Here is a 26,127-nt window from a genome sequence, read left to right as displayed (position 1 = left end):
AAAACGGTCTGTGCGGCCTTTTGCCCTTTTTCGGACCATCTTCGCAAGCACAGCTTTAAACCATGTTGCACTGCCAAGGAACACTCATGCGTTTGGCCCTTTACACCGGAATTATACTGGCTGGCGGTTACGCCTGCCTGACTCCTGCTCTCGCCGCCGACCCCACCGGCGACTGGCGGGTCGCCGACGGCGTCGCCAACATCCGTGTCGCCCAATGCAATGGCAGCATGTGGGGCGCGGTTTCCTGGGAAAAGCAGCCTGGCGGCCGTGACGAGAACAACCCGGATGTCTCGAAACAGAACAGGCCGACGCTGGGCATGGCGACCCTGATCGACATGAAGAAGAAGCCCGGCGTCGATCAGTGGGAAGGACAGGTCTACAACGCGAAAGACGGCCAGCTCTACAGCGCGACCATCACTCCGGCCGGTACCGACCAGCTTGAGATCAAGGGCTGCGTGATGGGCTTCCTCTGCGGCGGCGAAACCTGGACCCGGGTCGGACCGCCGATCCCCTTGAGCCCCGCCAACGCCATGGCCAAGGGCGCGCCGAAGCCCACCGGCGCGGCGCCGAAAGCCCAAGGCACTGCACCACCCCAAGGCACAGTGCCCCAAGGCACGACGGGCGCCACAGCGCCTGCGCCGGCCCCGAAAACCGCCACGGCGGCCAAGCCCGGTCAGAAGGGCGCCGCCGACCCCGTCGGCGACATCTGCCTACTCCCTGAGATTGCGGGGCTTGCCCATTAGGGCCGGCTGGAACAGCAGCACGGCGGCGAGCGTCGTCACCAGTGAGAGCGCCAGCAGCTTGCCCATGCTGGACGTGCCGGGATGGCTCGACAGCCACAGGCTGCCGAATGCCGTCGCCGTCGTCAGCGCGCTGAAGAAGATCGCGCGTGTCAGGCTGGTCTGAAGCAGGTTTGTTCTGCCCGAGCGCCAGGCCACGACATAGTAGATCTTGAAGGCGACGCCGACGCCGAGCAGCAGCGGGAACGCGACGATGTTGGCGAAGTTGAGCGGCAGGCCGATCAGCACGCAGATCTCGAGCGTGACCGCGCCGGCAACCAGGAGCGGCACCAGCGTCATCAGCACGTCCACGAACCGGCGGAGCGTGATCCACAGCAGAAGGCCGATCACCAGCAGTGCGTAGACGCCGGCGTGGATGAACGCCTTCACCACGGTGTCGCCGGATTTCAGGATCGAGACCGGCCCGCCGATCGCGGTCGGCTCGGCAACGAGCACCGCCGCCGCAAATCTGCGCAGCGTGTCGTTGTCGTTGGGATCGCCCTTGGGCAGCGCCTCGACGCGGATGATGCCGTCCTTGCTCTTCCAGGCGCTGACCAGATCGGGCGGCAATGACTTCAGGGTGACCGGCTCGGCCTGCATCGCGTTCCTGAGCTGGTCGAACACGATCTTCATCGGCGTGACGAACACGTCCTGCGCCTTGTTGCGCATGGCCTCGTCGGCATTGGCGAGCTTCTCGAGCGCGTCCGCAAGGCGGCGCGAGGCGACCGCGCCCGGCCCCTTCGCATCGCCGGCGGTCCGGCGCAGATTGTCGACCGAGGATTTCAGCGCATCGACGTTCTCCTTGTCCGACGGCGCGGCATCGATCTGGTCGGGATTGAGCGCGGGGTTCAGCACCTTGGCGCCCTGTGCGATCAGCTTCAGCTTCGGCTGCTGGTCTTGCGGCACGAAGCTGTCGAGCGACATCACGCGCAGCACCTCCGGCACCTTCTCCAGCTTCGCCTCGACCTGCCGTGCCTGCTCCTCGGACGTCGTCATCACGTTGATGGCATTGGCACCGGTGTTGGGATCCTTGCGCAGGTCGAGGAAGGTCGCGATCGATTCGGCCTTCGGGTTGCGCAGGTTCATCGGGTTGAAGTCGAACTTCATGAAATAGAGCAGCGGCAAGCCGGCGAGCGCGAGCAGCAGCGTGCCCCCCACCACCAGCACACGATGCTTCTCCAGGAAGTGATCGAGCGGCGCCAGGAAGGCGTAGCCCACGGGCTCCTTCTCGCCGGGTGGGTTGAGCAGCTTCAGCATTGCCGGCAGAACGGTGATCGAAGAGAGGAAAGCCACCAGCATGCCGACGCCGGCGATCTGGCCGAGCTCCGCGATGCCTTGATAGTCCGTAGGCATGAAGCAAAGGAAGCCTGCCGCGGTCGCCATCGCCGCAAGCGACAGCGGCACCGCAGAGCGCTTCGCTGCCAGCACCAGCGCACCCGAAAGGTCGTTGTGCTTGTAGCGCTCCGAGCGGTAGCGGACGCTGTACTGGATGCCGAAATCGACGCCGAGGCCGACGAACAGCACCGCGAACGCGATCGACAGCAAATTGAACGATCCGACCATCATCAGGCCGGCGGCGGTCGTGATGGCAAGGCCGACGAAGAGATTGACGAACACCGCGAAGATGATCTTCGCCGAGTGCAGCGCCAGCCACAGGATCAGCAGCACGACGAGGACGGTGCCGACGCCGTTGACGACGGCGCCTTCCTGGACGGTGGCATATTCCTCATTGGCGATCGGCACCGGGCCGGTCAGTCGCACCCGCGCCTGGTATTTGGTCGCGAAATCCAGATCCGCCGCAGCCTTGCGGATCGCGTCGGTAGCGCCCTTGCCGGGCTCCAGCGCGTTGTAGTCGAGGATCGGCTTGAACTCGATGAAGGCGCGCTTGTCGGAATCCGACAGCGGCTCGTCGCTGACGAGTTCGCGCCACGAGAAGCTCGCATTGCCCTTGTTGAGCACGGTCTCGACCGTCTGCGCGATCAGGTTGAAAGGCCGCGCGGTATTGTCGAGCTTGACCTGGCCGCGCTTGACGCCGGCAAGTCCCGTCTCCAGCGCGCCGGTCAGGCCGCGGATCGAGGGGTCGCCCGCCATGATCTCGATCAGGGGCGCCGCCGATTCGAACTCGCCGGTGACCTTGGCGACCTCCTCGGTCGGCAGGAACAAGAGGCCGTTCTTCTCGAAGAACTCGCCGGTGCCGAGCTGCTGCATCGACTGGAAGTTGGTCTTGTCGTCCTTCAGCTTGGCAAACAGCGCGTCCGATGCCGCGGTCGCCATTTCCGGCGTCTTTGCCTCGACCACTGCCGTAATCGTCGCGTCGCGGTCGAAGGCGCGGTCGAATTGCTGGTCGCGCTGGCGCCAGTCCAGATTCTGGGCAATCAGCGAGTTGATGTCGGTGTTGATGGCGAAGTGCTTGGACGTGTAATAGCCGGCCCCCACCGCAAGCAGGAGCCCGAGAACGACGACGAGGGAGGCAAACCGGGTACAGGCCCTGACGATGGCAACGACTACGCTTTGCAGCACATCTTTTCTTTCTGGTGTTAACAGCTTGCCGAAAACGCCCGCTGTTTATCGGAGTTCCCGGGCGAAACCTATTGCTGTTTTAAGTGGCTCTCGCCGCAAGAAGGTTCGAGGTAAACGGCGCGGACCGTGGCAAAATCATGCGGGGCGGTCGGTATAGCCGGGGAGTTGAGGCGGGAAAGTGACGAAGGGGTGAGCACAAATGTCGCCATTTTGCTCATCGCAATTTCCATACTATAATACCCGGCGGGGAACCAAAGGTCTATCCGACCTTTCCTTTCTGCCGATTTTTTGACACAAAGTATTGCGCCTCCATGCGCCGGAGCCCCGACGGGGGTGGGTGGCTACCGCGTGCGCGAAACCAATGGTGCGGATATTGCAACTCATTGGTCAGTATCGAGGTGCCGCCGGGAACTTTGAAGCGGATTGGTGCAACTTGCGTGATGGGCGTCCTATGGAAGTTTATCTAGCGCAACCGCGCGGTTTCTGCGCGGGCGTGGTGCGGGCGATCGAGATCGTGGAACGGGCGCTGGAGAAGTTCGGCCCGCCCGTCTACGTGCGCCACGAGATCGTGCACAACAAATACGTGGTCGAGAGCCTGAAGAACAAGGGCGCCATCTTCGTCGAGGAGCTGTCCGAGGTTCCGCCGAAGGCGGTGACCGTTTTCAGCGCCCATGGCGTCGCCCGCAGCGTCGAGGAAGAGGCCGCCGCGCGCGACCTTCCGGTGCTCAATGCCACCTGCCCCCTGGTCACGAAAGTTCACAATCAGGGGAAGCGCTATATCACCAAGGGCCGCACCCTGATCCTGATCGGCCATGCCGGCCACCCCGAGGTCGAGGGCACGATGGGCCAGGTTCCCGCCCCCGTGCTGCTTGTTCAAAGCGTCGAAGAGGTTAACGCCCTCACGCTGCCGGCGGATACGCCAGTGGCCTACATCACCCAGACCACCCTGTCGGTGGACGACACCAGGGACATCATTTCGGCCCTTCAGGCCCGCTTTACAGATATTCAAGGCCCGGATATCCGGGATATCTGCTATGCGACACAGAACCGCCAATCTGCGGTAAGGGACTTGAGCAAGCTGGTCGACGTGATCTTGGTGGTGGGCGCTGCCAATAGCTCGAACTCGAACCGGCTCCGCGAAATCGGCACTGAAGCCGGTGTCGCGAGTTATTTGATTGCCGACGGCAGCGAACTCAATCCGGAGTGGTTGAAAGATGCCAGGACCGTCGGCGTCACGGCCGGCGCCTCGGCGCCCGAGGTACTCGTGGATGACGTGATCGAAGCGATGCGGCGGATCGGACCAGTCAAGGTCCAGGTGCTGCCGGGCCGCGAGGAAAACATCGAATTCCGGCTTCCGGCCGAACTGGCTGCGAGCTGACCCACCCGAATTTCAAGCCCAGAAAGAAACGTGTAATGGCTATCCCCTTCTTCAAGGAAATGCGTATCGGCGGCTATTTGCTCAAGCAGAAACTGCTTGGCCGCAAACGCTATCCGCTCGTGCTGATGCTGGAGCCGCTGTTCCGCTGCAACCTCGCCTGCGTCGGCTGCGGCAAGATCGATTATCCGGATGCGATCCTGAACCGCCGCATGACGGCGCAGGAGTGCTGGGACGCGGCCGACGAATGCGGTGCGCCGATGGTCGCCATTCCCGGCGGCGAGCCGCTGATCCACAAGGAGATCGGCGAGATTGTGCGCGGCCTCGTCGCGCGCAAGAAGTTCGTCTCGCTCTGCACCAACGCGCTGCTGCTCGAGAAGAAGCTCGATTTGTTCGAGCCCTCCCCGTATTTGTTCTTCTCCGTGCATCTCGACGGCCTGAAGGACCATCACGACAAGGCGGTGTCGCAGAAGGGCGTGTTCGACCGCGCCGTCTCCGCGATCAAGGCGGCCAAGGCGCGCGGCTTCACGGTCAACGTCAACGCCACCATCTTCGACGGCCATCCGGCCGAGGAGATCGCGAAGTTCCTCGACCTCACTGTCGAGCTCGGTGTCGGCGTCTCGATGTCGCCGGGCTACGCCTATGAGCGTGCGCCGGACCAGGAGCACTTCCTCAACCGCACCAAGACCAAGAAGCTGTTCCGCGACGTCTTCGCGATGGGCAAGGGCAAGAAGTGGAACTTCATGCATTCCGGCCTGTTCCTCGACTTCCTCGCCGGCAACCAGGAATACGAGTGCACGCCCTGGGGCATGCCCGCGCGCAACATCTTCGGCTGGCAGAAGCCCTGCTATCTGCTCGGTGAAGGCTATGCCAAGACCTTCAAGGAGCTGATGGACACCACCGACTGGGAGACCTACGGCACCGGCAAGTACGAGAAGTGCGCCGACTGTATGGCCCATTGCGGCTACGAGCCGACCGCGGCGACCGCAGCGCTGAACAACCCGCTGAAGGCGATGTGGGTGTCGCTGCGCGGCGTCAAGACCTCTGGCCCGATGGCGCCGGAGATCGACATGAGCAAGCAGCGCCCGGCGCAGTACATCTTCTCGGAGCAGGTCCAGAAGAAGCTCTCCGAGATCCGCAAGGACGAGGCCGCCGCCGCGCAGGAGAAGGCCGCACGGAAGGCCTCGACGGCCGCGTAAGGCGAGAAACAGCACCACGAACAAAAAGGCCCGGTCGCCATCGCGACCGGGCCTTTTCTTTTGTCAGATCGAGACGCTCAGACTGTCTCGGCGACCAACGCCTCGCTGTCGACCAGCTCGGTGCCGATCAGGAAGTCGCGGCAACCGCGCAGGGAGCGCAGCGCGCGGTTGAAGTCGATGCCGGTCGAGACCAGCGCATGCAGCGTCGTCGGGTTGCGCACGATTCCGCGCAGCACGGCCGCGAGGTCGATCTGGCCGTTCGGCTTGATGGCGGCGCGGGCGAGCGCCGGCAGCGCGCGATGGGCGGGGTCGCTGATGACGCGGACCGCGGCAAAGGGCAGCCCCGCCTCGGCGGCGTAGGCGGCCGCGATGTGGCTTTCCATGTCGACGGCGGAGGCGCCGGTCTCCGAATGCAGCGCCGCCTTGCAGGACCGCCCGGTGACCACTTCCTCGGCGCCGGCGAGGCTGCCGCGCACCACGCGGCGGCGCCCTGACGTGAGGCGGTCGATCAGGTCGTCGCCGAGCGATAGGCCAGCGGCCCAACGGGTGTCGCCTGACAGCACCTCGGTCGCCAGCACGACGTCGCCGGAGCGCAGCGTCGGGTCGAGCCCGCCGGCCACGCCGAACGAGATCACGCCGCGAATCGTCTCAGGATCCACCACGGTCAGGAGCGCCCGCAACTGGGTCGGGCTGCTGGACGAGCAGATGACGGCCATTCCGGGGCCCGCCGCGATGCGGGCCTCCTGAACCAGACCGGTCACAATGAGTATTGGCCGCGGATCAATGGCATTGCCCGCGGTAAGATAGTCCCCCGTCCCCAAAGTCACATTCCGACCCCTACCACCCTGCTGTTGGTGTTCCGCAAGTTCCGGTACCGCGCCAGCGCCCACAGCGGGAAGAACTTCGAGTAACCATGATACCGTAGATAGAATACACGGGGAAAGCCTGTGGCGGTGTACCGCTGCTCGTCCCACAGTCCTTTTTCGTTCTGTGTTGCAATCAGGTACTCCACCCCGCGGGCGACGGCCGGGTGATCAACCTCGCCTGCCGCCATCAGGGCAAGCAAGGCCCATGCCGTTTGCGAGGCGGTCGAGGGGGCGGCTTCCCAGCCCTTGTAGTCCAGCCGGTAGCTGACGGCGTCCTCGCCCCAGCCCCCGTCCTTGTTCTGGATCGAGGCCAGCCAGTCGGCGGCTTTCCGAATCATCGGGTCGTCGTGGCGGACGCCGGCCATGTTCAGGGCGCAGAGCACCGACCAGGTTCCATAGATGAAGTTCATGCCCCAGCGGCCGTACCAGGACCCTTCCGGGTGCTGGGTCTTGCGGAGGTAGGCGACCCCGTCGGCCACATGCTTGCTGGTCTTGGCGGTCTCGCCGAGCTGGGCCAGCATCGAGACGCAGCGCGCGGTGACGTCCTCGGTCGGCGGATCTAGCAGCGCGCCATGGTCCGAGAACGGGATGTTGTTCAGGTAATATTCGAGATTGTTGACGTCGAAGGCGGCCCAGCCGCCGTCGTCGCTCTGCATGCCCTCGATCCACTCCCGGCCACGGTCGATCGCGGAATCATAGCCGGTGACGCCGTGCTCCCGGCGCATCCGGTCCATCGACATCACCACGACCGCGGTGTCGTCGAGATCGGGATAGTAGGCATTGTTGTACTGGAACGCCCAGCCGCCCGGGCGCACGTCGGGCCGCTTCACGGCCCAGTCGCCCTTCACCTCGAGCTCCTGCTTCGGGATCAGCCAGTCGAGGCCATGCTTCGCCGCAGGCACCGCCTTGTCGCCGCCGGCCTCCAGCAGCGCGTGGGCGGTCAGCGTCGTATCCCACACCGGCGAGACGCAGGGCTGGCAATAGGCCTCGTCGTCGCCGATCACGAGCAGCTTGTCGATGCCCCGGCGCGTGACCGCGCGCGGCGGATAGTTCTCGTCCTTGCCGAGCGCGTCGTACATCATGACGAGGTTGGCCATCGGCGGATAGATCGCGCCCATGCCGTCCTCGCCGTTGAGCCGCTCCTCGCTGAAGGCGAGCGCGGTGTCGATGGCGCGCTTGCGCAGGCTCTTCGGAAACAGCGGCTCGATGACGCGCAAGATCGCATCGAGCGAACGGAACAGCAGGAACCAGGCCATGCTCTGGTGCGGCGCCTTCGCGGTCATGCCGATCGAGCGCGGATCCTGGAGAAACAGCTCGTCGATGCCGACGCCCTTCGGATTCTTCGCGCGCGGCTTCAGCGCGGCGATCACCATCAGCGGCACCATGGTGGTGCGCGCCCAGTAGGAGATCTTGTTGATGTGGAACGGCGACCAGAACGGCAGCAGCATGATCTCGATCGGCAGCACCGGCACCGCGCGCCAGGTCACGATGCCGAACATCGCGAGCATGAAGCGCGTGAAGACGTTGCTGTGAATAGCGCCGCCGCGGGCGTGGATCGCCTCGCGCGCACGCACCATGTGCGGGGCGTCGATGGAATCCCCGATCATCTTCAGCGCGAAGTACGCCTTCACGCTGGCGCTCATGTCGAACTCGCCGTCATGCACGAGCGGCCAGCCGCCATGGGCGCCCTGCACGCGACGGAGATAATTGCCGATCTTGGCCTCGAGCACGGTGTCGACCGGCTCGGCGAGATAGTGGCGCAACAGAACGTATTCGGCCGGAATCGTGCAGTCGGCCTCGAGCTCGAACACCCAATGGCCGTCGGATTGCTGGAAGCCGAGGACGCCTTGCGTGGCTGACGCAATGCTCGATTCCAAGATCTCCGATTCCGAGATCTTGGATTCCTTGGCTTCGCGGGCGGTCGCGTTCACGGAATCCATCTGGCTCGATTACTCCGATAGTTAATTTGAATTGACCGGGACAAATTCCCGTCAGGGCCGCTGTGCGGCCAGCACCAGATCGGCGGCGCGATCACCGGACCGGACCGATCCCTCGATGGTTGCAGGCAATCCCGTAGCAGTCCAGTCGCCGGCGAGGAACAGGTTTTTCAGCGCGGTAACCGGCCCCGGACGCAGGGCATTCTGCGCCGGCGTGGCGGCAAAGGTGGCGCGCCGCTCGCGCACGATCTGCCAGGGAGGCAGCTCGCCGGAAACGCCGCCTGCCTCGCAGACGTCGTTCCAGATCGCTTGCGCGAGCTCCTCGCGCGGCATGTCGACGAGACGGTCGCCGTTGCTGATGGTCACGGAAAGCCGGTTCGGGAACGCGAACAGCCATTCCACGATGCCGCCGATCACGCCCAGGATCGGCGGCGAACCCGGCGGCGGCTCAAAACGGAAATGTGCATTCACGATGGCGCGGAATTCGGTCGGCGTCTTCAGGCCCGGCAGCAGGCTGGCGGCGGCACGCGGCGGCACCGCCATCACGACGACATCGCCGTCGGCGAGCTGGATCACGTCCTCGCCGCCGAAATTCAGCGCGCCGGCCTTGCCGTCACTGGTCACGAACGCACGCAGCTCATGGCCGAGCTGAACCGAGTGGCCGCGCTCCTGCAAGAACTTCACGGCGGGCTCGATCAGCACGGCGCTAAGGCCGTCGCGCGCGATCAAGGGACGGCAAGCCTGTCCGCCGGCAAGCAGCGTCTCGCGCACGATCGCGCCGGCGAGCCCGGCCGAGCCCTCGGGCGGATCGACGTTGAGCGCGGCGAGCAGCAGCGGCTGCACCAGGCGCTGATAGAGCACGCCTTCGGTAGGAATGGACTTGCCGACCAGCGTCTCCTCCGAGGCCCAGATCAGCGGCGCCAGCTTGAGATAGTCGGTGAGGCCTGTGTCGGGAACGCGGCGGCTCTCGTCGAGCACCCAGGTCGGCAGCCGGCCGGTGCCGAGATCGATCTGCCAGCGCTGCCCGGTCTTGATATCGACGAAGGGAAACTGCGCGCTTTCAGGACCGACCAGGCCCGCCTCGGTCCCGATCGAGCGCGCATAGGCGCGCGCATGGCTGTTGCCCGACAGCAGCAGATGATTGCCGTTGTCGATGGTGAGGTTGGTTGCGCCGTCGAAATAGGAACGGCAGCGGCCGCCGGCCTGGTGCGTCGCCTCGTGCACGGCGACCTTGAAGCCGGCATTGGCGAGCCGCACGGCGGCGGAGAGGCCGGAAATTCCAGCGCCGATGATGTGAGCTGTGTTTTGCATCAGATGAAAGCGTAACGGAGCAGGATCAGGATGCGTGTGACCTTCGACACACGCACCGGCTCGCGCGGCGCGTTGAAGCCGCGCGCGATCAGGAGGTCCAGAATGGAATGATAGTATTTCGACATGATCCGCGGCGCACGCACGGTGCGGCGCTTGTTGCGGTTCATGATCTCGTCCGACTTCTCGAAATGCACCTTCGCACGCTGCGCCAGCGGCAGGCAGACCTTCGGCAGCGCGCGTTCGGCGATGACGCGGTTCGGGTCGTTGGAGGTGATGCCGGCATGCAGCAGCGCTTCGCGCGGCAGATAGAGCCGGCCGAGGCCGGCGTCCTCGTCGATGTCGCGCAGGATGTTGGTGAGCTGAAGCGCGCGGCCGAGATGATAGGCGAGCTGGATGCCGTCCTCTTCGGGCAGGCCGAACACCCGCACCGACAGCCGCCCCACGGCGCTGGCGACCCGATCGCAATAGAGATCGAGCGTCGCCATGTCGGGCGCGCGGATGTCCTGCGGCACGTCCATCTCCATGCCGTCGACGATGGCCAGGAAATCCTCGCGCTTGAGCCCGAAGGTCTTCACCGAGGCGACGTAGTCCTTCAGCCGCGGCGGCGGATTGCCTTGATAGAGCGCGTCGATGTCGGTGCGCCACGCCTGAAGCGCGGCGAGCCGCTCCTCGCGCGGGCCGTCGGAATCGGCGATGTCGTCGACCTGCCGGCAGAAGCTGTAGATCTGGAACATCGCTTCGCGCTGGTCATGCGGCAGGATGCGCATCGCGGCGTAGAACGAGCTGCCGGATGCGGTCGAGCCATAACTGGCGCCGGGCGAGGTCGCCTCAAGCGTCATGTGCAGTCCCCGGTCTGGAAATGGCCTTGCGTCCGATCGCGCGGCGGCCGACTTCGCCGATCATGCCGGCGAGGCTGAAGGTGAGGAGCTCGAACTTGTTGAGATGCACGCGCTCGCGCAGGGGATCGCGCACCTTGAGCAGGCGCACGATGCGGTCGGCATAGGCCTGGATCACCGCGACGTCGATGCCGAGGCGGAAATCCCGGATCTCCGCAGTTAACGACCTGCCCTCGTCCAGCAGCGCTTCGTTGCGCACGGCGAGCGACTGCAGGCAGGCCAGCATCGCCGGCGGCGACTGGGCAAGGCCGAGCTGCTCGACCGAGGCGCCGCTCGCGGCCAGCGCATCGCGCGGCAGATAGACGCGGTTGAGCTCGCGAAAATCCTTGCCGCAATCCTGGAGGTGGTTGTTGATCTGGAGCGCCGCGCAAAGCGCGTCCGACGCGGCCCAGGTCGAGGTGCTCTCGCCGTGGACGTCGAGCATGAAACGGCCGACCGGCATCGCCGAGTAACGGCAATAGTGGATCACCTCGTCCCAGTTCTCGTAGCGCAGCTTGGTGACGTCCATGCGGAAGGCGATGAGCACGTCGAGCGCGTGGCGCGGCGCCATGCCGCGCTCGGCCAGCGCGCGCCGCAAGACGACGGCTTCGGCCTGGGTGTCGCCCTTGCCGAGCAGTTCCGCCTCGAGCAGGTCGAGATAGGCGAGCTTCTGGTCGCCTGGCAGCGTCGCGTGGTCGGCGATGTCGTCGGCAGTACGGACGAAATTGTAATACGCCAGGATCAGCGCGCGATGACGCGGATGAATGATCCAGGACGCGACGGGAAAATTCTCGTCGCGGTCACCCTTGCCGGATCGCAATTCGCTCGCAGAGGTCATCGAGGGCTGGTTTACAATCGTTTGGACAGGAAGAGCTTTTTCGCTCGCGCGGGCTCGTGCCGGCGATGCCGCCGCGGCCCCCATATAGGGGAATACGGCCGCAAAACCAATCCTGTCTCTCGAAGGCTGCCCTGCGGATCCGGCCTGAAAAAGGCGGCCCCGGGGCCGCCCTTGTGGGCCAGTGGCCGAGCTTACTGGTTGTGGTTCTTCAGAACTTGGTCGCAGGCCTGCGAGATCTTGGTCCGGTTCTCCTTCAGGCAGGCCAGGATGGTGAAATCGCCCTGATCGATGACCGGACGGCAGAACTTCTGCACATCGCGCGTGCAGGCCTTCTGCTCGGAGTCCGTGCCACGCCCTTGCTGGGCAAATGCCGCCGTGGAAAGGGACGCCGACAGCAGGGTGAGAGCGACGAGAAGCTTACGCATTGTATTCCTTCATTCTGACGGCAGAATCGCACCAATCCCGGACAGCACAGGGCGGACGACCGGAACGGAATGTTCTGATGGCAAGTCGCCGCGAAGCGTGCGGCCTCGGAGAAGGCACAAGCACTGGCAAATGCGGCCAAATTGGCGCCACATCCACCAAATCAGGTCTTCCCTGCGCCTTCATTGGCAGATGTAAGGGGTTGATACTACGTCATAATTCAGGCGGTCCGCATTTTACTGCACGCCTGTTGCAGAGCTGCATCGCTCAGCCCCTCCGTTTCGGCCGGAAACATGCCAAAACCCGGGAAATCGCAGCCGCCGGGCATGGCGCAAGGCCTCATGAACCGCCATCTCTGGCGGCCAGGCTTTGAACCTGACACGGGCTCGAAGCACTAAACCTTCGATGTGGCGAGACGTCCCGATCTTGAGCGGACGTCGTTCCAAAACGGGATATTTGTGATGAAATTCTTTGGGCGATCTGGACTGGCAATCAAGGCGGCCGGCATCGGGGCTGCGCTGCTCTTCTCGGTTTCGGCAAGCCACGCACAGTCGTCCGGACCGTTTGCCGGTTTTGACGGCGCGTGGACCGGCACCGGCACGGTGTCGCTGTCCGACGGTTCCACCGAGCGCATCCGCTGCAAGGCCGACTACAAGGTCGCCGGCAGCGGTCTCAACCTGAAGCAGGCGCTGCACTGCGCGTCCGACAGCTACAAGTTCGACCTCACCAGCGACGTGACGAGCCAGGGCGACCGCATCTCCGGCAACTGGAGCGAGGCCAGCCGCAACATCTTCGGCAATCTCCAGGGCACCGCCGGCGGCGGCCAGATCGAGGTGTTCGTCGAGGCCAACGGCTTCGCCGCCAACCTGTCGCTGCGCACCAACGGCACCAAGCAGACGGTGCAGATCAGCTCCAAGGGCGAGATCCGCGGCGTCAACATCACGATGACGAAGGGCTGACGCCCTTCCCGCGTCGAGAGGAACACGCCCCCGGTTCTCGCGAGCCGGGGGCTTTTTGCTGACATTGTTGCGGATATGGACCCAATTCGCAGACATCTGCTCAAGGCCGCCGGCCTTATCGTCGCCAGTCGCGCCTTCGCAAATGACCAGCAGGGAACGAGCATGCAGCCTTCGTCCGTGAAACCACGTCACGTGCTCTGCTTCCTCGGCAAGGACGACAGCCTGCTGCAGCCACCGAAGGCGGTGGCCAGGACGATCGCGGATTTCAACTTCGAGATCGACCGCACGTATTCGCAAGCCAAGCCCGATCCGCACATGGAGCGGTCGTTCGGCGTGTGCTGGGACCGTGTCTTTCCCAATGCATGGTCTGCCGCCGACGAAGCAGCCGTGGCCAACCACAAATCGGTGCTCTACGTGCTGAGCCCGCCGATGGACAAGCAGAAGACGGTCGCCTATTCGGCAGCGGCCTTGCGTATCGTCGAGGAGATGATCGAGGCCGGTGCCACCGCCGTGAAGGGCGAAAGCGCAGGCGTTGCCCACGGGCTTGCGCGATGGCGCAGTCTCGCCGATCAGGCACGCACAGGCGCAAAGACCAGCGAGGGCCTTGGCATGACGCTCGCCCTCGCGAAGGCCTGTCGTCTTGCCTTCGCCAAGCGCCCGCTCGGCGGCGATCGCTATTACGAGACCGTCGGCTATCACCTCCTCGGTTTGCCGGAGGTCTATGTCGCGAAATCGCGCGGCAACGAATGGTCCGCAGTGATGCTCATGGAGGAGATCGCAAACGCGATGGCCGAGCGCGGCATCGACGCGACGCTGCGCGATCGCAAGCTTACGCTCTCGCGGGAACAGGACTACGCCGAGGACGACTTCAAGTTCAACCCGTACGGCATCATTAGCATCGAAGCCTGAGCGCAGGGCAGCGTTCGCCGCCCCGCGCTTAGATTGCGCGCTTGTCCGCGCCCTGAAGCTTGGCGTGCAGGTTGATCAGCCACATCGCCGTCGGCCGCAGGATGAAGAGGTCGGCGACCAGGGCCATGACCATCGAGAAGGCGCTGAGCCAGCCGAACAGCCGCAGCGACGGCAGGTCGGAGAACACGGTGACGACGAGGCCGCAGGCCAGCACCACCGTGGTCAGGATCAGTGCCGGTCCGACCAGCACGGTCGCCCGCTCCACCGCGAGCGCCGAGCCGACGCCCGGCTTGCTCTCCAGCCTCAAGCGATTGAGGAAGTGGATGGTGGCGCTCAAGCCCAGGCCGAACGAGACGGTGAGCGCGACGACGCTGGCGAATTGCAGGCCCTCGCCCATCGCCCACAGCACCGTTCCCGACATCACGACAGGGAAGATGCCCGGCAGGATGCAGGCGAACATCACCACCCAGGAGCGGAAGGCGAGGCCGATGAAGATCGCGACCAGCGCGAATTCGACGGTGAGTCCGCGGTTCAGCTTCTCGATCATGCTGGCGGAATTGCGCGCCGCGATGGCGGCAAGGCCCGTCACCGCGACCTCGTAGCCGGGATGCTTCTTGCGGACGGCGTCGAGCTCGGAATCGAGCTTGTCCACGATCGGCAGGAGTTGGCTGGAATCCTTGTCCGGCACGCGGCCTGCGACCACGACCGCATCCTGCTCGGCGTCGATGAACCGCCGCACCAGATGCTCGGGAATGACGCCGATATATTCCTTCAGCGTCGCAACGTCGGCGCTGCCGGCCTTTTCCGCGAGCCAGCGGCGCAGGGTCTCGACCGACCAGACGTTGCCGACACCGGCCGCCTTCTCCACGGTCGCATGCACGTCGGCGATCGTCTGCAGCGTCTCCGGCGAATAGAGCGATTCACCCTTGGGGAACTGGACCAGCACGTTGACCGGGTTGGCGCCGGTGAGCTTGGCGTCGAGCCGGTCGCTGGCGGCGACCGCCTGGCGCTTGTCCGGCACCTGGTCGGCAAGCCGGTAGCGGGGCTCCAGATTGGCGTAGATGACGCCGAGGCCGCCGACGAACAGCACCGCGATCAGGCTGAACAGGCCTGGCCGGCCGACCATGCGCACCGCGATCCAGTAGCAGAAATTGCGTAGCGCCTGGACGCCGGCGTCCGCCCCCTGGAACTTGACCGCGAAGACCTTCTCGTTGCGCACGAACAGCACGCCGAACACCGGCACCAGCGACAGCACCGCGACCAGCGCGATGATGGTGGCGGCGAGCCCCGCCTCGCCGAACTTGCGGATCAGGTCGGAGCTGGAGAACTGGAGCGCGATGAAGGAAATACCGGCGGTGCCGTGCGTCAGCACGCAGGCGGGTCCCACCACCAGCACGGCGTTCTTGAACGCGGTGAACTTGTCCTGGCCCGCGATCAGCCTGTCGCGCGCGGCGAAAGTCAGCTGCATCGAGTCCGAGAAGCTGATGACCATGATGAGCGGCGTCATCACGTTCAGGAACATGTTGAGATTGAAGTTCGCCCAGCCCAGCGCGCCGAGCGCCAACAGGATCGCGATCATCGGCGGGAACGCGGCCGCGATCATGAACGAGATCTTGCGGAAGAAGATGATGGCGATGACGCAGCCGGCGAGAATGCCGAGGATGTTGTAGGTCAGCCCGTCGCGCTCGACCGCGTTGCGGATCTCGAGCTGCATCACCGGCACGCCGGAGAGCTGCACGTTGAGCCCGGTGTCGCCGAGATCCTCCTTCATCAGCGCGCGGATGTCGGCGACGGTCTTGGTCAGCTTGCTGGAGGCGACCACCTCCGGATCGAGCGACAGCACGATCAGGGCCAGCGTGCCGTCCTCCGACAACAACTTGCCGCGGATGATCTCGTTGTTCTTGACGGTCTCGATGAACTTGTCATAGGCCGCGCCCTCGGGCAGCTCGGGCGGGAACAGCGCCGCCGGCAGCTTGCCCGGCGCCGGTGCCTGACGCGCCGAGAACAGCGAGACGAGGCCACGCGTGCCCTCGACCAGCTGCATGTCGGTGATGAAGTCGCGCAGCTTCTCGAGGTTGTTCCGAGCCAGGAGGTTCTTGCCTTCGACCACGACGAGGACGTCGAACTCCTCGGCCGGAAACTTCTTCGTCACCTCTTCGTACTGGTGGAATTCGCGGGTGTCGGAGCGGAACAGCTGCGACAGCGAATCGTCGATCTTGATCCGGTGGATGCCGAAAACGGCGCCCACGATCAGGACGAGCAGGACGATGCAGGAGACGATCGGCGCCCGGACGGCGATCAGCCCGATGCGCTCCAACCCGAAGGCGATGGAGGACGCGGGTCCCTGCTCGACCTTGTCGACATGAACCTCACTCTCGCTGTGCTTTTCGAGCATGCCTTATCCAGTTCCTAAATCGGCTCGGTCTGTGAGCTTATTGCGCTCCGCGAACGGCTTGAAAACGCCATACCAATGGGAGGCTTGCCCCTTGAAAATGCGCGGAAAATCGCCGCGAGGGGTTTAGCAGGTCCATAGCCTCCCTCGCAAGCAGGCGAAGTGTGGCCAAATCGATCAAGCTGTAGCGATTTTGCCGGAATGCCCGTTATTCGGGCAAGGACGTGCCAATTCGACGCGGCGCCCGGTCCGCGCTCTCGTCTTTCAGCGCGACGCCGGTGACCTCCCTTGCCAGCCCCTCCCGGAGGAGCCAGGCGATCTTGAAGGCGGCCTCGTCATTGCTCAACCCAGCGTGGTGGATGTTCGACACGCAATTGCGCTCGGCATCGGTGCGGCCCGGCGTCGGCGCGAAGGTCAGATAGGCGCCGAGGCTGTCGGGCGCGGACAGGCCGGGTCGCTCGCCGATCAGCGTCACGACCATGCGCGCGCCGAGAATGGCGCCGATCTGGTCGCCGAGCGCGACGCGCGCGCCGGAGGCGACGACAACATGGCCGAGCGCGACAGCATCGTCGGCTGCGAGCAGCGGCAGCAGGCGCGTCACCAGCGCCACCGCATGGGCGTGGACCGCCGCCGCCGACAGGCCGTCGCCGATCACGATCGCAAGCTGGCATGGCCTTGAGGCAATTCGCGCCAGAGCCTCGATTGAGCCGGCATCAAGCTGCCGCCCCAGATCCGGCCGGCGCAGATAGTCCCTGCGGTCGGCCGCCCGGCTCCTCGCCTCGGTGACGGCGAGGCCGAGCGCACCGAGATCCGCGAGCAGCCGCGGTACGTCGAAGACTGCATGCACGGCATCGCGGGCCCGGGCGTGGTCCAGCGTGAAGTCGAGCAGCGCGCGTGTCGGCACGCTTGCGCCGCTGCGGCCGAGCGCAACGCGCGCAGGCGTGAACGACCGCAGATCGAGGGTCGGGCGGCGCGGGACGGCCGGATCAGACATGTTGCGTCATTCGGCGGGAACGGAAGCCTCGCGCAGCCGGATCGAATAGTTCGAGGCGTTCTGCTTGCCGCTGGAGGCCGCGCGGGCAAAGGTGATGAGATGGTGCGCGATCAGGGTGCAGCCGATCAGGCCTTCGAGGTCGCCGCGCTTGATGCGACCCAACGCGAACTTCCAGAACACGCGCCTGTAGTCGCCGAGCACGCCGACCTTCCAGAAGATGTTGCGCAGCATGACGAGACCGCGCCTGATGTTGGGCCAGGTCTTCATCTCGTCCGCCACCGGCATCTTGAGACGATGAGGATAAACGTGGTCGCATTGATACTGGAAGCGCGCGAACACCTTCTCGGGCTCGTAGGCGACGCCCATGGCGTGCTTCCAGGATGCGACGACGTCGTCATAGGGCAACAGGAAGTCGACGTTGGAATCGCGGCCGTCGTCCTCGATCAGGCGCCCTTCCCGCTCCAGACGGTCCCACAGCGGCGTCTTCGGCAGCGCCTGGAGCAGGTTGATCGTGAGCAGCGGAATCCGGGACTCCTCGACAAAGGCGAGCAGCGCCTCCGAAGTGTTCGGCTTGTCGGTGTCGAGCCCCATGATGATGCCGGACACCACCTCCATGCCGTAGGAGTTGATGGTGCGCACGCCCTCCAGGATCGGGACCATCATGTTGTGGTCCTTGTGCATCGCCTTCAGCGCATCGGGATCGGGCGTCTCGATTCCGCAGAAGATGGTGATGAAATAGGCCTCGCGCATCTTCTCCAGGATCTCGGGGCGCTTGGCGATGTTGAGCGTCGCCTCGCAGGCGAGCCGCACCACGTAGCCGGTCTTCTTCTGCCATTCGATCAGATGCGGCAGCAGATCCATCGCCGCCTTGCGATTGCCGATGAAATTGTCGTCGACGAAATAGACCGTGTCGGTCATGCCGCATTCGCGCAGGCGATCGAGCTCGGCGATGATCTGCTCCGGCGACTTGATGCGCGGGTTGCGGCCGTAGAGGCCGGGGATGTCGCAGAACTCGCACTGATAGGGACACCCGCTTGAATACTGGATGCTACCGAGGAAGTATTTCTTCACGTCGGCAAGCTCGTAGGCCGGGATCGGAAACTCCGTCATCGGCACCCGGTCCTTGGTGGTCAGCACCACCTGGGTCTCGGGGCGCGAGATGTCGCGCGACAGAATCTCGATCAGCTGGTTGGTGGCGTCGCCGAGCTCGCCGACATGCAGATAGTCGAAGGACGGATAATAATCCGGGCAGGCGCTGACGGAGGGCCCGCCGAGCGCAACCGGGAGATCGAATTCATGGGCGCGGCGGCAGATGTCGTTCATCTGCTGGCGCTGGATGTGCATGCCGCTGACGAAGACGACTTCCGCCCAGCCGAACTCCTCTTTCGTGGTGCGGCGCAGGTTCTCGTCGACGAATTTGACCTGCCAGTCCTCGGGCAGATAGGCCGCCAGCAGCAAAAGCCCCTGCGGCGGCATGAAGGCGCGGACGCCATCGGTCAGCGGATAGGAATGCTCGAACGTACCGAACGACGACGTGTAACGCGGAAACACGCAAAGAATCCGCCGCGACGTACCGTTGCTTTCAGCTCGCATCAAAGCTCCCCCGCCACGCTCGACCTGGTTGCGGAAATTGCCAGCCAGACACATAGCGTAATGCTGTCGCCGGAATTTCTCAATATTGTGGCGTGAGCTTAATTCCGAGAGCGGCCAATGGTTTCCGGGGGCGAGCTGGCGCCTCCCTCACCTCAGGCGATCAGCCGGGAGGCAAAATCGGGCAGCAGGCCTGCATCGCCGGCAAGGCGGAAATCGGCGCCCACGATGCCCGACTGCGCCAGCCAGTCGTCGAATTCCGGCGCGCGGCGCAAACCGAAGACGTCGCGGACATAGAGCGCGTCGTGAAAAGACGTAGACTGGTAATTCAGCATGACGTCGTCGGCGCCGGGGACGCCCATGATGAAGGTGACGCCGGCGGCGGCGAGCAGCGTCAGCAGGTTATCCATGTCGTCCTGGTCTGCCTCGGCGTGGTTGGTGTAGCAGATGTCGACCCCGAGCGGCAGGCCGAGCAGCTTGCCGCAAAAATGATCCTCCAGCCCCGCCCGGATGATTTCCTTGCCGTCGTAGAGATATTCCGGGCCGATGAAGCCGACCACGCTGTTGACCAGCAGCGGGGCATAGGCGCGTGCGACCGCATAGGCGCGCGCCTCGCAGGTCTGCTGGTCGACGCCGTGATGGGCATTGGCGGACAGCGCCGAACCCTGGCCGGTCTCGAAATACATCACGTTCTGCCCGACCGTGCCGCGCCGCTGCGACCGCCCGGCCTCCTGCGCCTCCCGGAGCAAGTCGAGATCGACGCCAAAGCTACGGTTGGCGGCCTCGGTGCCGGCGACCGACTGGAAGACGAGGTCGACCGGCACGCCCTGCCCGATCAGCGACAGCGTCGTCGTGACATGGGTGAGCACGCAGCCTTGCGTCGGAAGCTTCAGCCGCGCGATGATCTCGTCGAGCAGGCGCAGCAATTGGGCGATGACGGTCGGGTCGTCGCTGGCGGGATTGATGCCGATGCAGGCATCGCCGGCCCCCAGCAGGATGCCGTCGAGGATCGAGGCGGTGATGCCCCTGGCATCGTCGAACGGATGGTTGGGCTGGAGCCGCGTGCTCATCCGGCCCTTCAGCCCGATGGTGTTGCGGAAGGCGGTGGTCACCTCGCATTTCCGCGCCGCCAGGATCAAATCCTGGTTGCGCATCAGTTTCGAGACCGCGGCCGCCATTTCCGGCGTGATGCCGGGGGCGAGCTTGCGCAGGATCTCGGGCGTCGCTGCGTCCGACAGCAGCCAGTCGCGGAAGGCGCCGACCGTGAGCGAGGCCACCGGCGCAAAGGCCCTTGCGTCATGGCTGTCGATGACGAGGCGGGTGACCTCGTCGGTCTCGTAGGGGATGAGCGCTTCCTGCAAGAACTGTCCGAGCGGAACATCCGCGAGCGCCATCCGCGCCGCGATCATCTGCTCGGCGCTGGCAGCGGCAATTCCGGCCAGCCGGTCGCCGGAGCGCGGCGGCGTCGCCTTGGCGAGCAGGTCGCGCAGATCCGGGAAGGCATAGGTCGTGGCGTCGATGGTATGGCGATAGACCAAGGTCCCCTCCGGGGTTCGTCGGCCAAAGGCCGACTCCAGGACTATCCTGAAACTATACCTTCGGATCAAGACGCTGAAATAACTTACCTTTCTTTCGACCAAGGACAAAGGCGCGTTAACGCCGCGTCCATCTTCGTTCTGCATAGTTTTGCATAGATTTTTACACGACCGCGCTCACCGGCCGCCTCAGGCCATTCGGGCCCCTGAAAACCATGACCATCGACCAATCTGGGAATGCCGCCGGCCTGGCCGGCCGCTTCACGCTTGCCACCAAGCTCTATGCGATCTTCGCGCTGTTCGCACTGCTCACGGCGGCGATTGCGATGCTGTCCGACTACAACAGCCGCCGCAGCGCCGACCTGACCAGCGCGATCGAGACGGCGAACGCGGCCGCGCTGAACGTCGAGCGCGTCAACTCGCTGGTCTATGCGGTGGTGATGGAATCGCGCGGCGTCTACATGTCGACGGAGCCTGCCGTCGTGAAGAAATACGGCGAGGGCCTGCTCAAGTTCAACGCGCAGATCCTCGACGTCGTGAAGCGCTGGGAAACCATCGTCAGGGACGACGATGCCGAGCAGTTCGCCACCTTCAGGAAGCGCATCGAGCAGTTCGTCGAGTTTCGCAAGGAGCTGGTCCGCCGCGGCGTCGAAATCAATGCGGCCGCGGGCCGCGAATGGGGCGACAACGACGCCAACCGCGCCGTGCGCTCGGCGCTGAACAAGGATCTCGAGGCGCTGTCCAAGGTCTATGCCGAGCGCGGCAAACAGATCGCCCGGCAGACCGAGACCAATCGCACCCTGTCCTTCGTCCTGACCAGCCTTGCCGGCGTGGCGCTGGCGCTCGTCGTGATCGGCATCGTCATCATCGCCCGCTCGATCGCCCGGCCGCTCGCCTCGATCACCGCCACCATCAAGCAGGTCGCCGATGGCGCCGAGAACGTCGTGGTGCCGTACGGCAACCGCGCCGACGAGATCGGCGGGCTGGCCCGCGCGATCCAGATCTTCCAGGACGCGATGGGGCGCAACCGCAACCTCGCCTCGCAGGTCTCGCAGGATTCCGCCGCGCGCGAGCAGCGCGCCCGCCATATCGAACAATCCGTCGAGGAGTTTCGCGACGCGATCGGCGCGATCATGCGCGGCCTCGGCGACAACGCCTCGGTCATGCGCGAGACCGCGCAGACCATCACGCGCGTCACCGCGGATGCAAGCAACCGGGCCGGCATGGCCGCAAACGCCAGCCAGCAGGCCTCGCACAATGTCACGGCGGTCGCAGGCGCGGCCGAGGAGCTGTCGGCCTCCGTCGAAGAGATCGGCCGGCAGGTCCGGCAGAGCGCCGGCGCGGTCGAGCAGACCGGCCAGCGCACCGAGAAATCGATCTCGGAGATCGAGAGCCTCGCCGCCGCCACCCAGCGCATCGACGGCGTGCTCAACCTGATCCAGGCGATCGCAGAGCAGACCAATCTGCTAGCGCTCAACGCCACCATCGAGGCCGCCCGCGCCGGCGACGCCGGCCGCGGCTTTGCCGTTGTCGCGCACGAAGTGAAAGCGCTCGCAGGCCAGACCGCCAAGGCGACCGCCGAGATCGGTGAGAACGTCTCCATGATCCAGGCCTCCACCCGCAACGCGGTCGATGCCGTGCGCGAGATCGGCGGCGCGGTGCGCGAGATCAACGAGGTCACCTCGGCGATCGCCGGCGCCGTCGGCCAGCAGGACCAGGCGACGCGCGAGATCTCCTCCAACGCGCAAAGCGCCGCCCAGGGCAACGAGACGCTGGTCGCCAACATCACCTCGCTGCGCGACGCCATCGGCGAGACCGATACGGCGGCATCCTCCGTGCTGACCGCGGCGAGCAGCCTGACCGCGACCGCGGAGACGCTGTCGCGCGAGGTGGAGAAGTTCTTCCAGAACCTGCGGTCGGATGCCCGCGCCGCCAGGGCGGGATAGCGGCGCGTTCGCCGCCGTGAAGCCGGCGGGGGCATGCCCCAGACAAAAAACGCGAAAACAACCCCATGCACAGTAGCCGGGGACAGTTTTTTCAATAGCTTGGCCGGCGGCGCGACACTGTGCGGATTTTACGAAGTCGATTTGACTGGTCGGGCAAAACACCGGCATGATGTCACCATGGCGGCGGTGCAGTTCGCCGAACCGTACCCTTCCGTCCCGAACTGCTGTGCTCTGCCTCTTTGTTCAGCCAACCGGTCCGGGAATCCAATCGTCGCCGGAAAGCGGCCTCACTGTTACGTCGGGAATGACCCCGAGCTCCAGGCTCGGATCGAAATGGCGCATAGTCCGCTCATTGAGATCAATGATGCGGCCAGGCCTGAGCGGCCCCACGTCGTTTATCTTGACGATGACCTTCTTGCCTGCGGCCTCGACGAGAGCATATTTCGGCCGAGCGCCAAATTGGACCCCACCAAATTTCTGACGCAAACTCGTCTTGATGGCAGCCGTCCACAGCGAGGGATCATAACGCTCGCCCGAGGCTGTGCTTGGGCCGCCCTCCTCCTTGCCGGGCTTGAACGGATTGTACATGGATGCTGCGCCAACGATCGCATCCCCAGAGGCGGCATTGACGATAGCGCTTGAGTGAGCTCCACCCGTTTCACTTCGAGCAACGGTAACAGAAACGGCAAGCGCAACCACGGCGCCGCAAATTGCGGCGCTCGAGCGGAACACCATTATATCTCCTTTGATTTTCTCGATCGTCCGGTTCCGGATGCCGCAAGACATGGACAAGCGAACGCTGAAGCGTTCAGGAACTTGCGCCAATCTTTTGCGGATTCGAAGCCAACCCCTGGCTACGGAACCGTTGTGGGAACCAGAGCGGTCCCACGGAGTGTTTTAATTCTCGCCGTCTAAGACAGGGATTGCGTCAGCAGAATGACCGACGAGAGCGACGCGCGACCGCACGAGTACGGCGGTAAAAGTGCGCAGTATCGAGCTTGCAATCCCGAAGAGTCCCGCGAAGGGATCGTCCAGCTCCAAGATCAAAGAGATCGCGCAGGCAAACAACCGCACACATACAAACAACGACATCGCGACGACCTGGAGGTATTGACGCGCTCCCAGCTTTGGAGTCGCCGAAAGGGTTAAGTCTTTAGCGTGCAAATATCGTGTTGCTGGTTGGTCGATAGCATCCGAAGATAACGCATTAGGCCGAAACCGTCGTCAGGCGGAGGCCCCGCGCACGCAATGCGCCGCAGCCAAGCTACAGGAGTACTGTTTCGGCCCATCCCAACCGAAGAGGAGGCACGACCATGAAATTCGCAAGATGGATTTTCATCGCCGCCCTTTCGATGTGCGCCACAACGGCGATCTCTCCGGCCACCATCGCAGCTGAGCCGACTGGCAGGATTACGATCTTGTATGACGCGTTCGGCGCTGATCCAGCAATGACAAAGGACTGGGGTTTCTCTGCGCTGGTGGAAGTCGCAGGAAAGCGCATTCTCTTTGACACTGGAGATAACGCCGAGATCTTCGAGAAGAATGTCAAGGCGAAGGGGGTTGATCTTACCACGCTCGATTTCGTCGTTCTCTCCCATCGTCACGCCGATCACATGGCTGGATTGAGCCATGTCCTGAGTGTGAACCCGAAGATCACGATTTACGCACCCAAGGAAGGATTTGGCATCTACGGTTCATCGCTCCCCTCGACGTTCTATCGCAAGGACGACTCCCTGCCCGAGGAGATGCGATACTACAGCGGCAAACCGCCGAAAATCATGGAGTTCGGCACCGCCTGGCCCACTGCCAACTTCCAATTGATCGATCAGACGACGGAGATCATGCCGGGCATCACCCTGATCGCTCTGATCTCCGATCTTCCCGGGACGAAGGAACTCAAGGAACTTTCTCTTGCCGTGAACACGCCGGATGGTGTGGTTCTCGTGGTCGGCTGTTCGCATCCCGGAATCGAACGCATCGTAGAGGCCGCAACAGTCATCAATCCGAAGATTCATCTCGTTGCCGGCGGCTTCCACCTTGTGGTTGCCACCGACGACGCCATCGAGAAGATCGTGATCGCCCTCAAGGACAAGTTCCGGGTCGAGAACATTGCCCCCGGTCACTGCACGGGTGAACCGACGTTTGCGGCGCTGAAGAAGGCATTCGGCGCGCGATACATCTATGCCGGTCTCGGCACATCGCTGGTTATCGGGCCCGACATCAATTCCAACGTCCGGCGTGGCGAGGCGCCGGCGCTTGACGATTTCGCGGTCTATCGCAAGCTTGCCAGTCGCGAAGACTGATTTCCCGCGAGAGAGCGGCGCTGCCATCGGCCGATCAAGTCGAAATCCGGGAGCGACTGGGTTAGTTCACGGCGCCCGCGTCGTTACGCCACGCCCACCCCGCCCCGCCTGATCAGCTCCTTGCCGACCGCGGCCAGATGCACCTGGTCAGGCCCGTCGCCGATGCGGATGAAGCGGGCGTAGACATAGGCGCGGGCGAGGAAGGTGTCCTGCGAGACGCCGGCGGCGCCGTGGATCTGGATGGCGCGGTCGATGACGCGGGCGGCCATGCTGGGCACCACGATCTTGGCCGCGGCGATCAGGTCGCGCGCCGCCTTGTTGCCCTCGCGATCCATCTTGTCGGCGGCCTGCAGCGTCAAGAGCCGCGCCTGCGCGATCTCGCAGAAGGAGTTGGCGATGTCCTCGCGCACCGAGCCCTGCTCGGCCAGCGGCTTGCCGAAGGCTGTGCGCGAGACCGCACGCTGGCACATCAATTCGAGGGCACGCTGGGCGCAACCGATCAGCCGCATGCAGTGATGGATGCGGCCGGGGCCGAGCCTCCCTTGCGCGATCTCGAAGCCGCGGCCCTCGCCGAGCAGGATGTTCTCCGCGGGCACGCGGACGTTGTCGTAGACGATCTCGGGATGGCCGACCGGGGCGTCGTCGTAGCCGTAGGTCAGCATGTCGCGGACGATGCGCACGCCCGGCGTCGCCTTCGGCACCAGGATCATGGATTGCTGACGATGGCGGTCGGGATGATCGGGCGCGGTCTTGCCCATCGCGATCAGGATCTCGCAATCCTCGTTCATCGCGCCCGACGTGAACCATTTGCGGCCGTTGATGACGTAGCTGTCGCCGTCGCACTTGATCTCGCACTGGATGTTGGTGGCGTCGCTGGAGGCGACCTGCGGCTCCGTCATCGAGAAGCCGGAGCGGATGCGCCCCTCCAGCAGCGGCGTCAGCCAGCGCTCCTGCTGCGCCGGCGTGCCGTAGTTCGCCAGCACCTCCATGTTGCCGACATCGGGCGCCGAGCAGTTGAAGACCTCGGGCGCCCAGAGGATGCGGCCCATGATCTCCTTTACGGGCGCGTATTCGAGGTTGGTCAATCCGGGTCCGTGCTCGCCTGACAGAAACAGGTTCCAGAGCCCCTGCTCGCGCGCCAGCCGCTTCAGGTCCTGGAGAACCTGCGGCGTCTTGTAACGCGTGGCTTCCGGTTTCACCTGCTCGTAATAGAGCTCCTCGACCGGCTCGACATGCGTCCGCATGAACCGGCGGACGCGCTCCTGCAATTCAAGCGAACGTGCGGAGTGTTGAAAGTCCATTGGGGTCTCCTGTTCGTGCCGCCAAAGCAGATGCCTCTTCCCTTCTCCCCTTGTGGGAGAAGGTGGCGCGAAGCG

Annotated in this window: 20 protein-coding genes; 7 read left to right on the top strand and 13 right to left on the bottom strand. The window is 64.4% G+C overall.

What is annotated here, in order from left to right:
* Positions 1-86 precede the first annotated feature (86 nt).
* Complete coding sequence (locus BJA_RS14910; RefSeq protein ID WP_038965759.1) at positions 87-743, top strand: DUF2147 domain-containing protein; 657 nt, start codon at positions 87-89, stop codon at positions 741-743.
* Here the strand turns inward: BJA_RS14910 and BJA_RS14905 are convergent.
* On the bottom strand, positions 711-3,299 hold the full coding sequence (locus BJA_RS14905; protein ID WP_011085792.1) for an MMPL family transporter: 2,589 nt from the start codon (positions 3,297-3,299) through the stop codon (positions 711-713). The two genes, BJA_RS14910 and BJA_RS14905, sit on opposite strands and share 33 nt — an antisense overlap.
* A gap of 451 nt (positions 3,300-3,750) precedes the next feature.
* Here BJA_RS14905 and ispH point away from each other — a divergent pair, with 451 nt between their 5' ends.
* Both ispH and hpnH read left to right on the top strand, forming a co-directional pair.
* Positions 3,751-4,677: a 4-hydroxy-3-methylbut-2-enyl diphosphate reductase gene (ispH, locus tag BJA_RS14900; RefSeq protein WP_011085791.1), complete on the top strand. Its 927-nt coding sequence runs from the start codon at positions 3,751-3,753 to the stop codon at positions 4,675-4,677.
* 35 nt (positions 4,678-4,712) lie between these two features.
* Positions 4,713-5,873, top strand: a complete 1,161-nt coding sequence (gene hpnH / locus BJA_RS14895) for an adenosyl-hopene transferase HpnH (protein WP_011085790.1) — start codon at positions 4,713-4,715, stop codon at positions 5,871-5,873.
* A gap of 77 nt (positions 5,874-5,950) precedes the next feature.
* On the opposite strand, the gene BJA_RS14890 is transcribed toward hpnH, so the two are convergent.
* The 6 genes from BJA_RS14890 to BJA_RS14865 all read right to left on the bottom strand — a co-directional run bounded on the left by BJA_RS14890 (position 5,951) and on the right by BJA_RS14865 (position 12,125).
* Entirely contained in the window at positions 5,951-6,700 is a 750-nt protein-coding gene (locus BJA_RS14890; RefSeq protein ID WP_028172326.1) for a phosphorylase, read from the bottom strand.
* Positions 6,697-8,679 (bottom strand): squalene--hopene cyclase, encoded by a 1,983-nt coding sequence (gene shc / locus BJA_RS14885; protein ID WP_011085788.1) that lies wholly within the window; start codon positions 8,677-8,679, stop codon positions 6,697-6,699. The genes BJA_RS14890 and shc overlap by 4 nt, the downstream gene beginning before the upstream one ends.
* Before the next feature lie 51 nt (positions 8,680-8,730).
* Positions 8,731-9,987 carry a hydroxysqualene dehydroxylase HpnE gene (hpnE, locus tag BJA_RS14880; protein ID WP_011085787.1) on the bottom strand — a complete coding sequence of 419 codons (1,257 nt, stop codon included), beginning with the start codon at positions 9,985-9,987 and terminating at the stop codon, positions 8,731-8,733.
* Positions 9,987-10,826, bottom strand: a complete 840-nt coding sequence (gene hpnD / locus BJA_RS14875; protein WP_011085786.1) for a presqualene diphosphate synthase HpnD — start codon at positions 10,824-10,826, stop codon at positions 9,987-9,989. Before hpnD ends, hpnE begins: the two co-directional genes overlap by 1 nt.
* Positions 10,816-11,700: a squalene synthase HpnC gene (hpnC, locus tag BJA_RS14870; protein ID WP_038965749.1), complete on the bottom strand. Its 885-nt coding sequence runs from the start codon at positions 11,698-11,700 to the stop codon at positions 10,816-10,818. The genes hpnD and hpnC overlap by 11 nt, the downstream gene beginning before the upstream one ends.
* A 191-nt stretch (positions 11,701-11,891) precedes the next feature.
* Positions 11,892-12,125, bottom strand: a complete 234-nt coding sequence (locus BJA_RS14865; RefSeq protein WP_028172330.1) for a hypothetical protein — start codon at positions 12,123-12,125, stop codon at positions 11,892-11,894.
* A 459-nt stretch (positions 12,126-12,584) separates the two neighbouring features.
* Between BJA_RS14865 and BJA_RS14860 the strand changes: the two genes are divergently transcribed.
* Both BJA_RS14860 and BJA_RS14855 read left to right on the top strand, forming a co-directional pair.
* Complete coding sequence (locus BJA_RS14860; RefSeq protein WP_027544089.1) at positions 12,585-13,082, top strand: hypothetical protein; 498 nt, start codon at positions 12,585-12,587, stop codon at positions 13,080-13,082.
* A gap of 75 nt (positions 13,083-13,157) precedes the next feature.
* Complete coding sequence (locus BJA_RS14855) at positions 13,158-13,991, top strand: hypothetical protein (RefSeq protein WP_011085782.1); 834 nt, start codon at positions 13,158-13,160, stop codon at positions 13,989-13,991.
* Between the two features lie 28 nt (positions 13,992-14,019).
* Here BJA_RS14855 and BJA_RS14850 read toward each other — a convergent pair whose 3' ends face one another.
* From BJA_RS14850 to BJA_RS14835, 4 genes are all read right to left on the bottom strand, one after another.
* Positions 14,020-16,386, bottom strand: a complete 2,367-nt coding sequence (locus BJA_RS14850; RefSeq protein ID WP_011085781.1) for an efflux RND transporter permease subunit — start codon at positions 16,384-16,386, stop codon at positions 14,020-14,022.
* 205 nt (positions 16,387-16,591) lie between these two features.
* Complete coding sequence (gene eutC / locus BJA_RS14845; RefSeq protein ID WP_011085780.1) at positions 16,592-17,377, bottom strand: ethanolamine ammonia-lyase subunit EutC; 786 nt, start codon at positions 17,375-17,377, stop codon at positions 16,592-16,594.
* Between the two features lie 6 nt (positions 17,378-17,383).
* Positions 17,384-18,970 carry a B12-binding domain-containing radical SAM protein gene (locus tag BJA_RS14840; RefSeq protein ID WP_028172333.1) on the bottom strand — a complete coding sequence of 529 codons (1,587 nt, stop codon included), beginning with the start codon at positions 18,968-18,970 and terminating at the stop codon, positions 17,384-17,386.
* A gap of 152 nt (positions 18,971-19,122) precedes the next feature.
* Complete coding sequence (locus tag BJA_RS14835) at positions 19,123-20,505, bottom strand: ethanolamine ammonia-lyase subunit EutB (RefSeq protein ID WP_038965750.1); 1,383 nt, start codon at positions 20,503-20,505, stop codon at positions 19,123-19,125.
* Positions 20,506-20,717: 212 nt separating this feature from the next.
* Between BJA_RS14835 and BJA_RS14830 the strand changes: the two genes are divergently transcribed.
* Positions 20,718-22,448 carry a methyl-accepting chemotaxis protein gene (locus BJA_RS14830; RefSeq protein ID WP_011085777.1) on the top strand — a complete coding sequence of 577 codons (1,731 nt, stop codon included), beginning with the start codon at positions 20,718-20,720 and terminating at the stop codon, positions 22,446-22,448.
* Positions 22,449-22,691: 243 nt separating this feature from the next.
* Here the strand turns inward: BJA_RS14830 and BJA_RS14825 are convergent, their stop codons facing one another.
* Positions 22,692-23,183 (bottom strand): septal ring lytic transglycosylase RlpA family protein, encoded by a 492-nt coding sequence (locus BJA_RS14825; RefSeq protein ID WP_011085776.1) that lies wholly within the window; start codon positions 23,181-23,183, stop codon positions 22,692-22,694.
* Positions 23,184-23,800: 617 nt separating this feature from the next.
* On the opposite strand from BJA_RS14825, the gene BJA_RS14820 reads away from it, so the two are divergent.
* Entirely contained in the window at positions 23,801-24,751 is a 951-nt protein-coding gene (locus BJA_RS14820; RefSeq protein ID WP_051000273.1) for an MBL fold metallo-hydrolase, read from the top strand.
* 83 nt (positions 24,752-24,834) lie between these two features.
* On the opposite strand, the gene BJA_RS14815 is transcribed toward BJA_RS14820, so the two are convergent.
* A complete protein-coding gene (locus BJA_RS14815; RefSeq protein ID WP_011085773.1) occupies positions 24,835-26,052 on the bottom strand; it encodes an acyl-CoA dehydrogenase family protein in 1,218 nt (405 codons plus the stop codon).
* Positions 26,053-26,127 lie beyond the last annotated feature (75 nt).

Source organism: Bradyrhizobium diazoefficiens USDA 110 (assembly GCF_000011365.1).
Taxonomy (GTDB): domain Bacteria; phylum Pseudomonadota; class Alphaproteobacteria; order Rhizobiales; family Xanthobacteraceae; genus Bradyrhizobium; species Bradyrhizobium diazoefficiens.
Note: the sequence above shows the minus strand (reverse complement) of the source record. Positions and strands in the feature narration are given on the sequence as shown.

Bases quoted from the DNA above. Each gene is read 5' to 3' on its own strand.
- ispH (WP_011085791.1), top strand. From the start codon at position 3,751: ATGGAAGTTTATCTAGCGCAACCGCGCGGTTTCTGCGCGGGCGTGGTG.
- hpnE (WP_011085787.1), bottom strand. From the start codon at position 9,987: ATGCAAAACACAGCTCACATCATCGGCGCTGGAATTTCCGGCCTCTCC.
- hpnC (WP_038965749.1), bottom strand. From the start codon at position 11,700: ATGACCTCTGCGAGCGAATTGCGATCCGGCAAGGGTGACCGCGACGAG.
- eutC (WP_011085780.1), bottom strand. From the start codon at position 17,377: ATGTCTGATCCGGCCGTCCCGCGCCGCCCGACCCTCGATCTGCGGTCG.
- BJA_RS14910 (WP_038965759.1), top strand. From the start codon at position 87: ATGCGTTTGGCCCTTTACACCGGAATTATACTGGCTGGCGGTTACGCC.
- hpnH (WP_011085790.1), top strand. From the start codon at position 4,713: ATGGCTATCCCCTTCTTCAAGGAAATGCGTATCGGCGGCTATTTGCTC.
- BJA_RS14865 (WP_028172330.1), bottom strand. From the start codon at position 12,125: ATGCGTAAGCTTCTCGTCGCTCTCACCCTGCTGTCGGCGTCCCTTTCC.
- BJA_RS14850 (WP_011085781.1), bottom strand. From the start codon at position 16,386: ATGCTCGAAAAGCACAGCGAGAGTGAGGTTCATGTCGACAAGGTCGAG.
- BJA_RS14830 (WP_011085777.1), top strand. From the start codon at position 20,718: ATGACCATCGACCAATCTGGGAATGCCGCCGGCCTGGCCGGCCGCTTC.
- shc (WP_011085788.1), bottom strand. From the start codon at position 8,679: ATGGATTCCGTGAACGCGACCGCCCGCGAAGCCAAGGAATCCAAGATC.
- BJA_RS14825 (WP_011085776.1), bottom strand. From the start codon at position 23,183: ATGGTGTTCCGCTCGAGCGCCGCAATTTGCGGCGCCGTGGTTGCGCTT.
- BJA_RS14855 (WP_011085782.1), top strand. From the start codon at position 13,158: ATGGACCCAATTCGCAGACATCTGCTCAAGGCCGCCGGCCTTATCGTC.
- BJA_RS14815 (WP_011085773.1), bottom strand. From the start codon at position 26,052: ATGGACTTTCAACACTCCGCACGTTCGCTTGAATTGCAGGAGCGCGTC.
- BJA_RS14820 (WP_051000273.1), top strand. From the start codon at position 23,801: ATGTGCGCCACAACGGCGATCTCTCCGGCCACCATCGCAGCTGAGCCG.
- BJA_RS14860 (WP_027544089.1), top strand. From the start codon at position 12,585: ATGAAATTCTTTGGGCGATCTGGACTGGCAATCAAGGCGGCCGGCATC.
- hpnD (WP_011085786.1), bottom strand. From the start codon at position 10,826: ATGACGCTTGAGGCGACCTCGCCCGGCGCCAGTTATGGCTCGACCGCA.
- BJA_RS14840 (WP_028172333.1), bottom strand. From the start codon at position 18,970: ATGCGAGCTGAAAGCAACGGTACGTCGCGGCGGATTCTTTGCGTGTTT.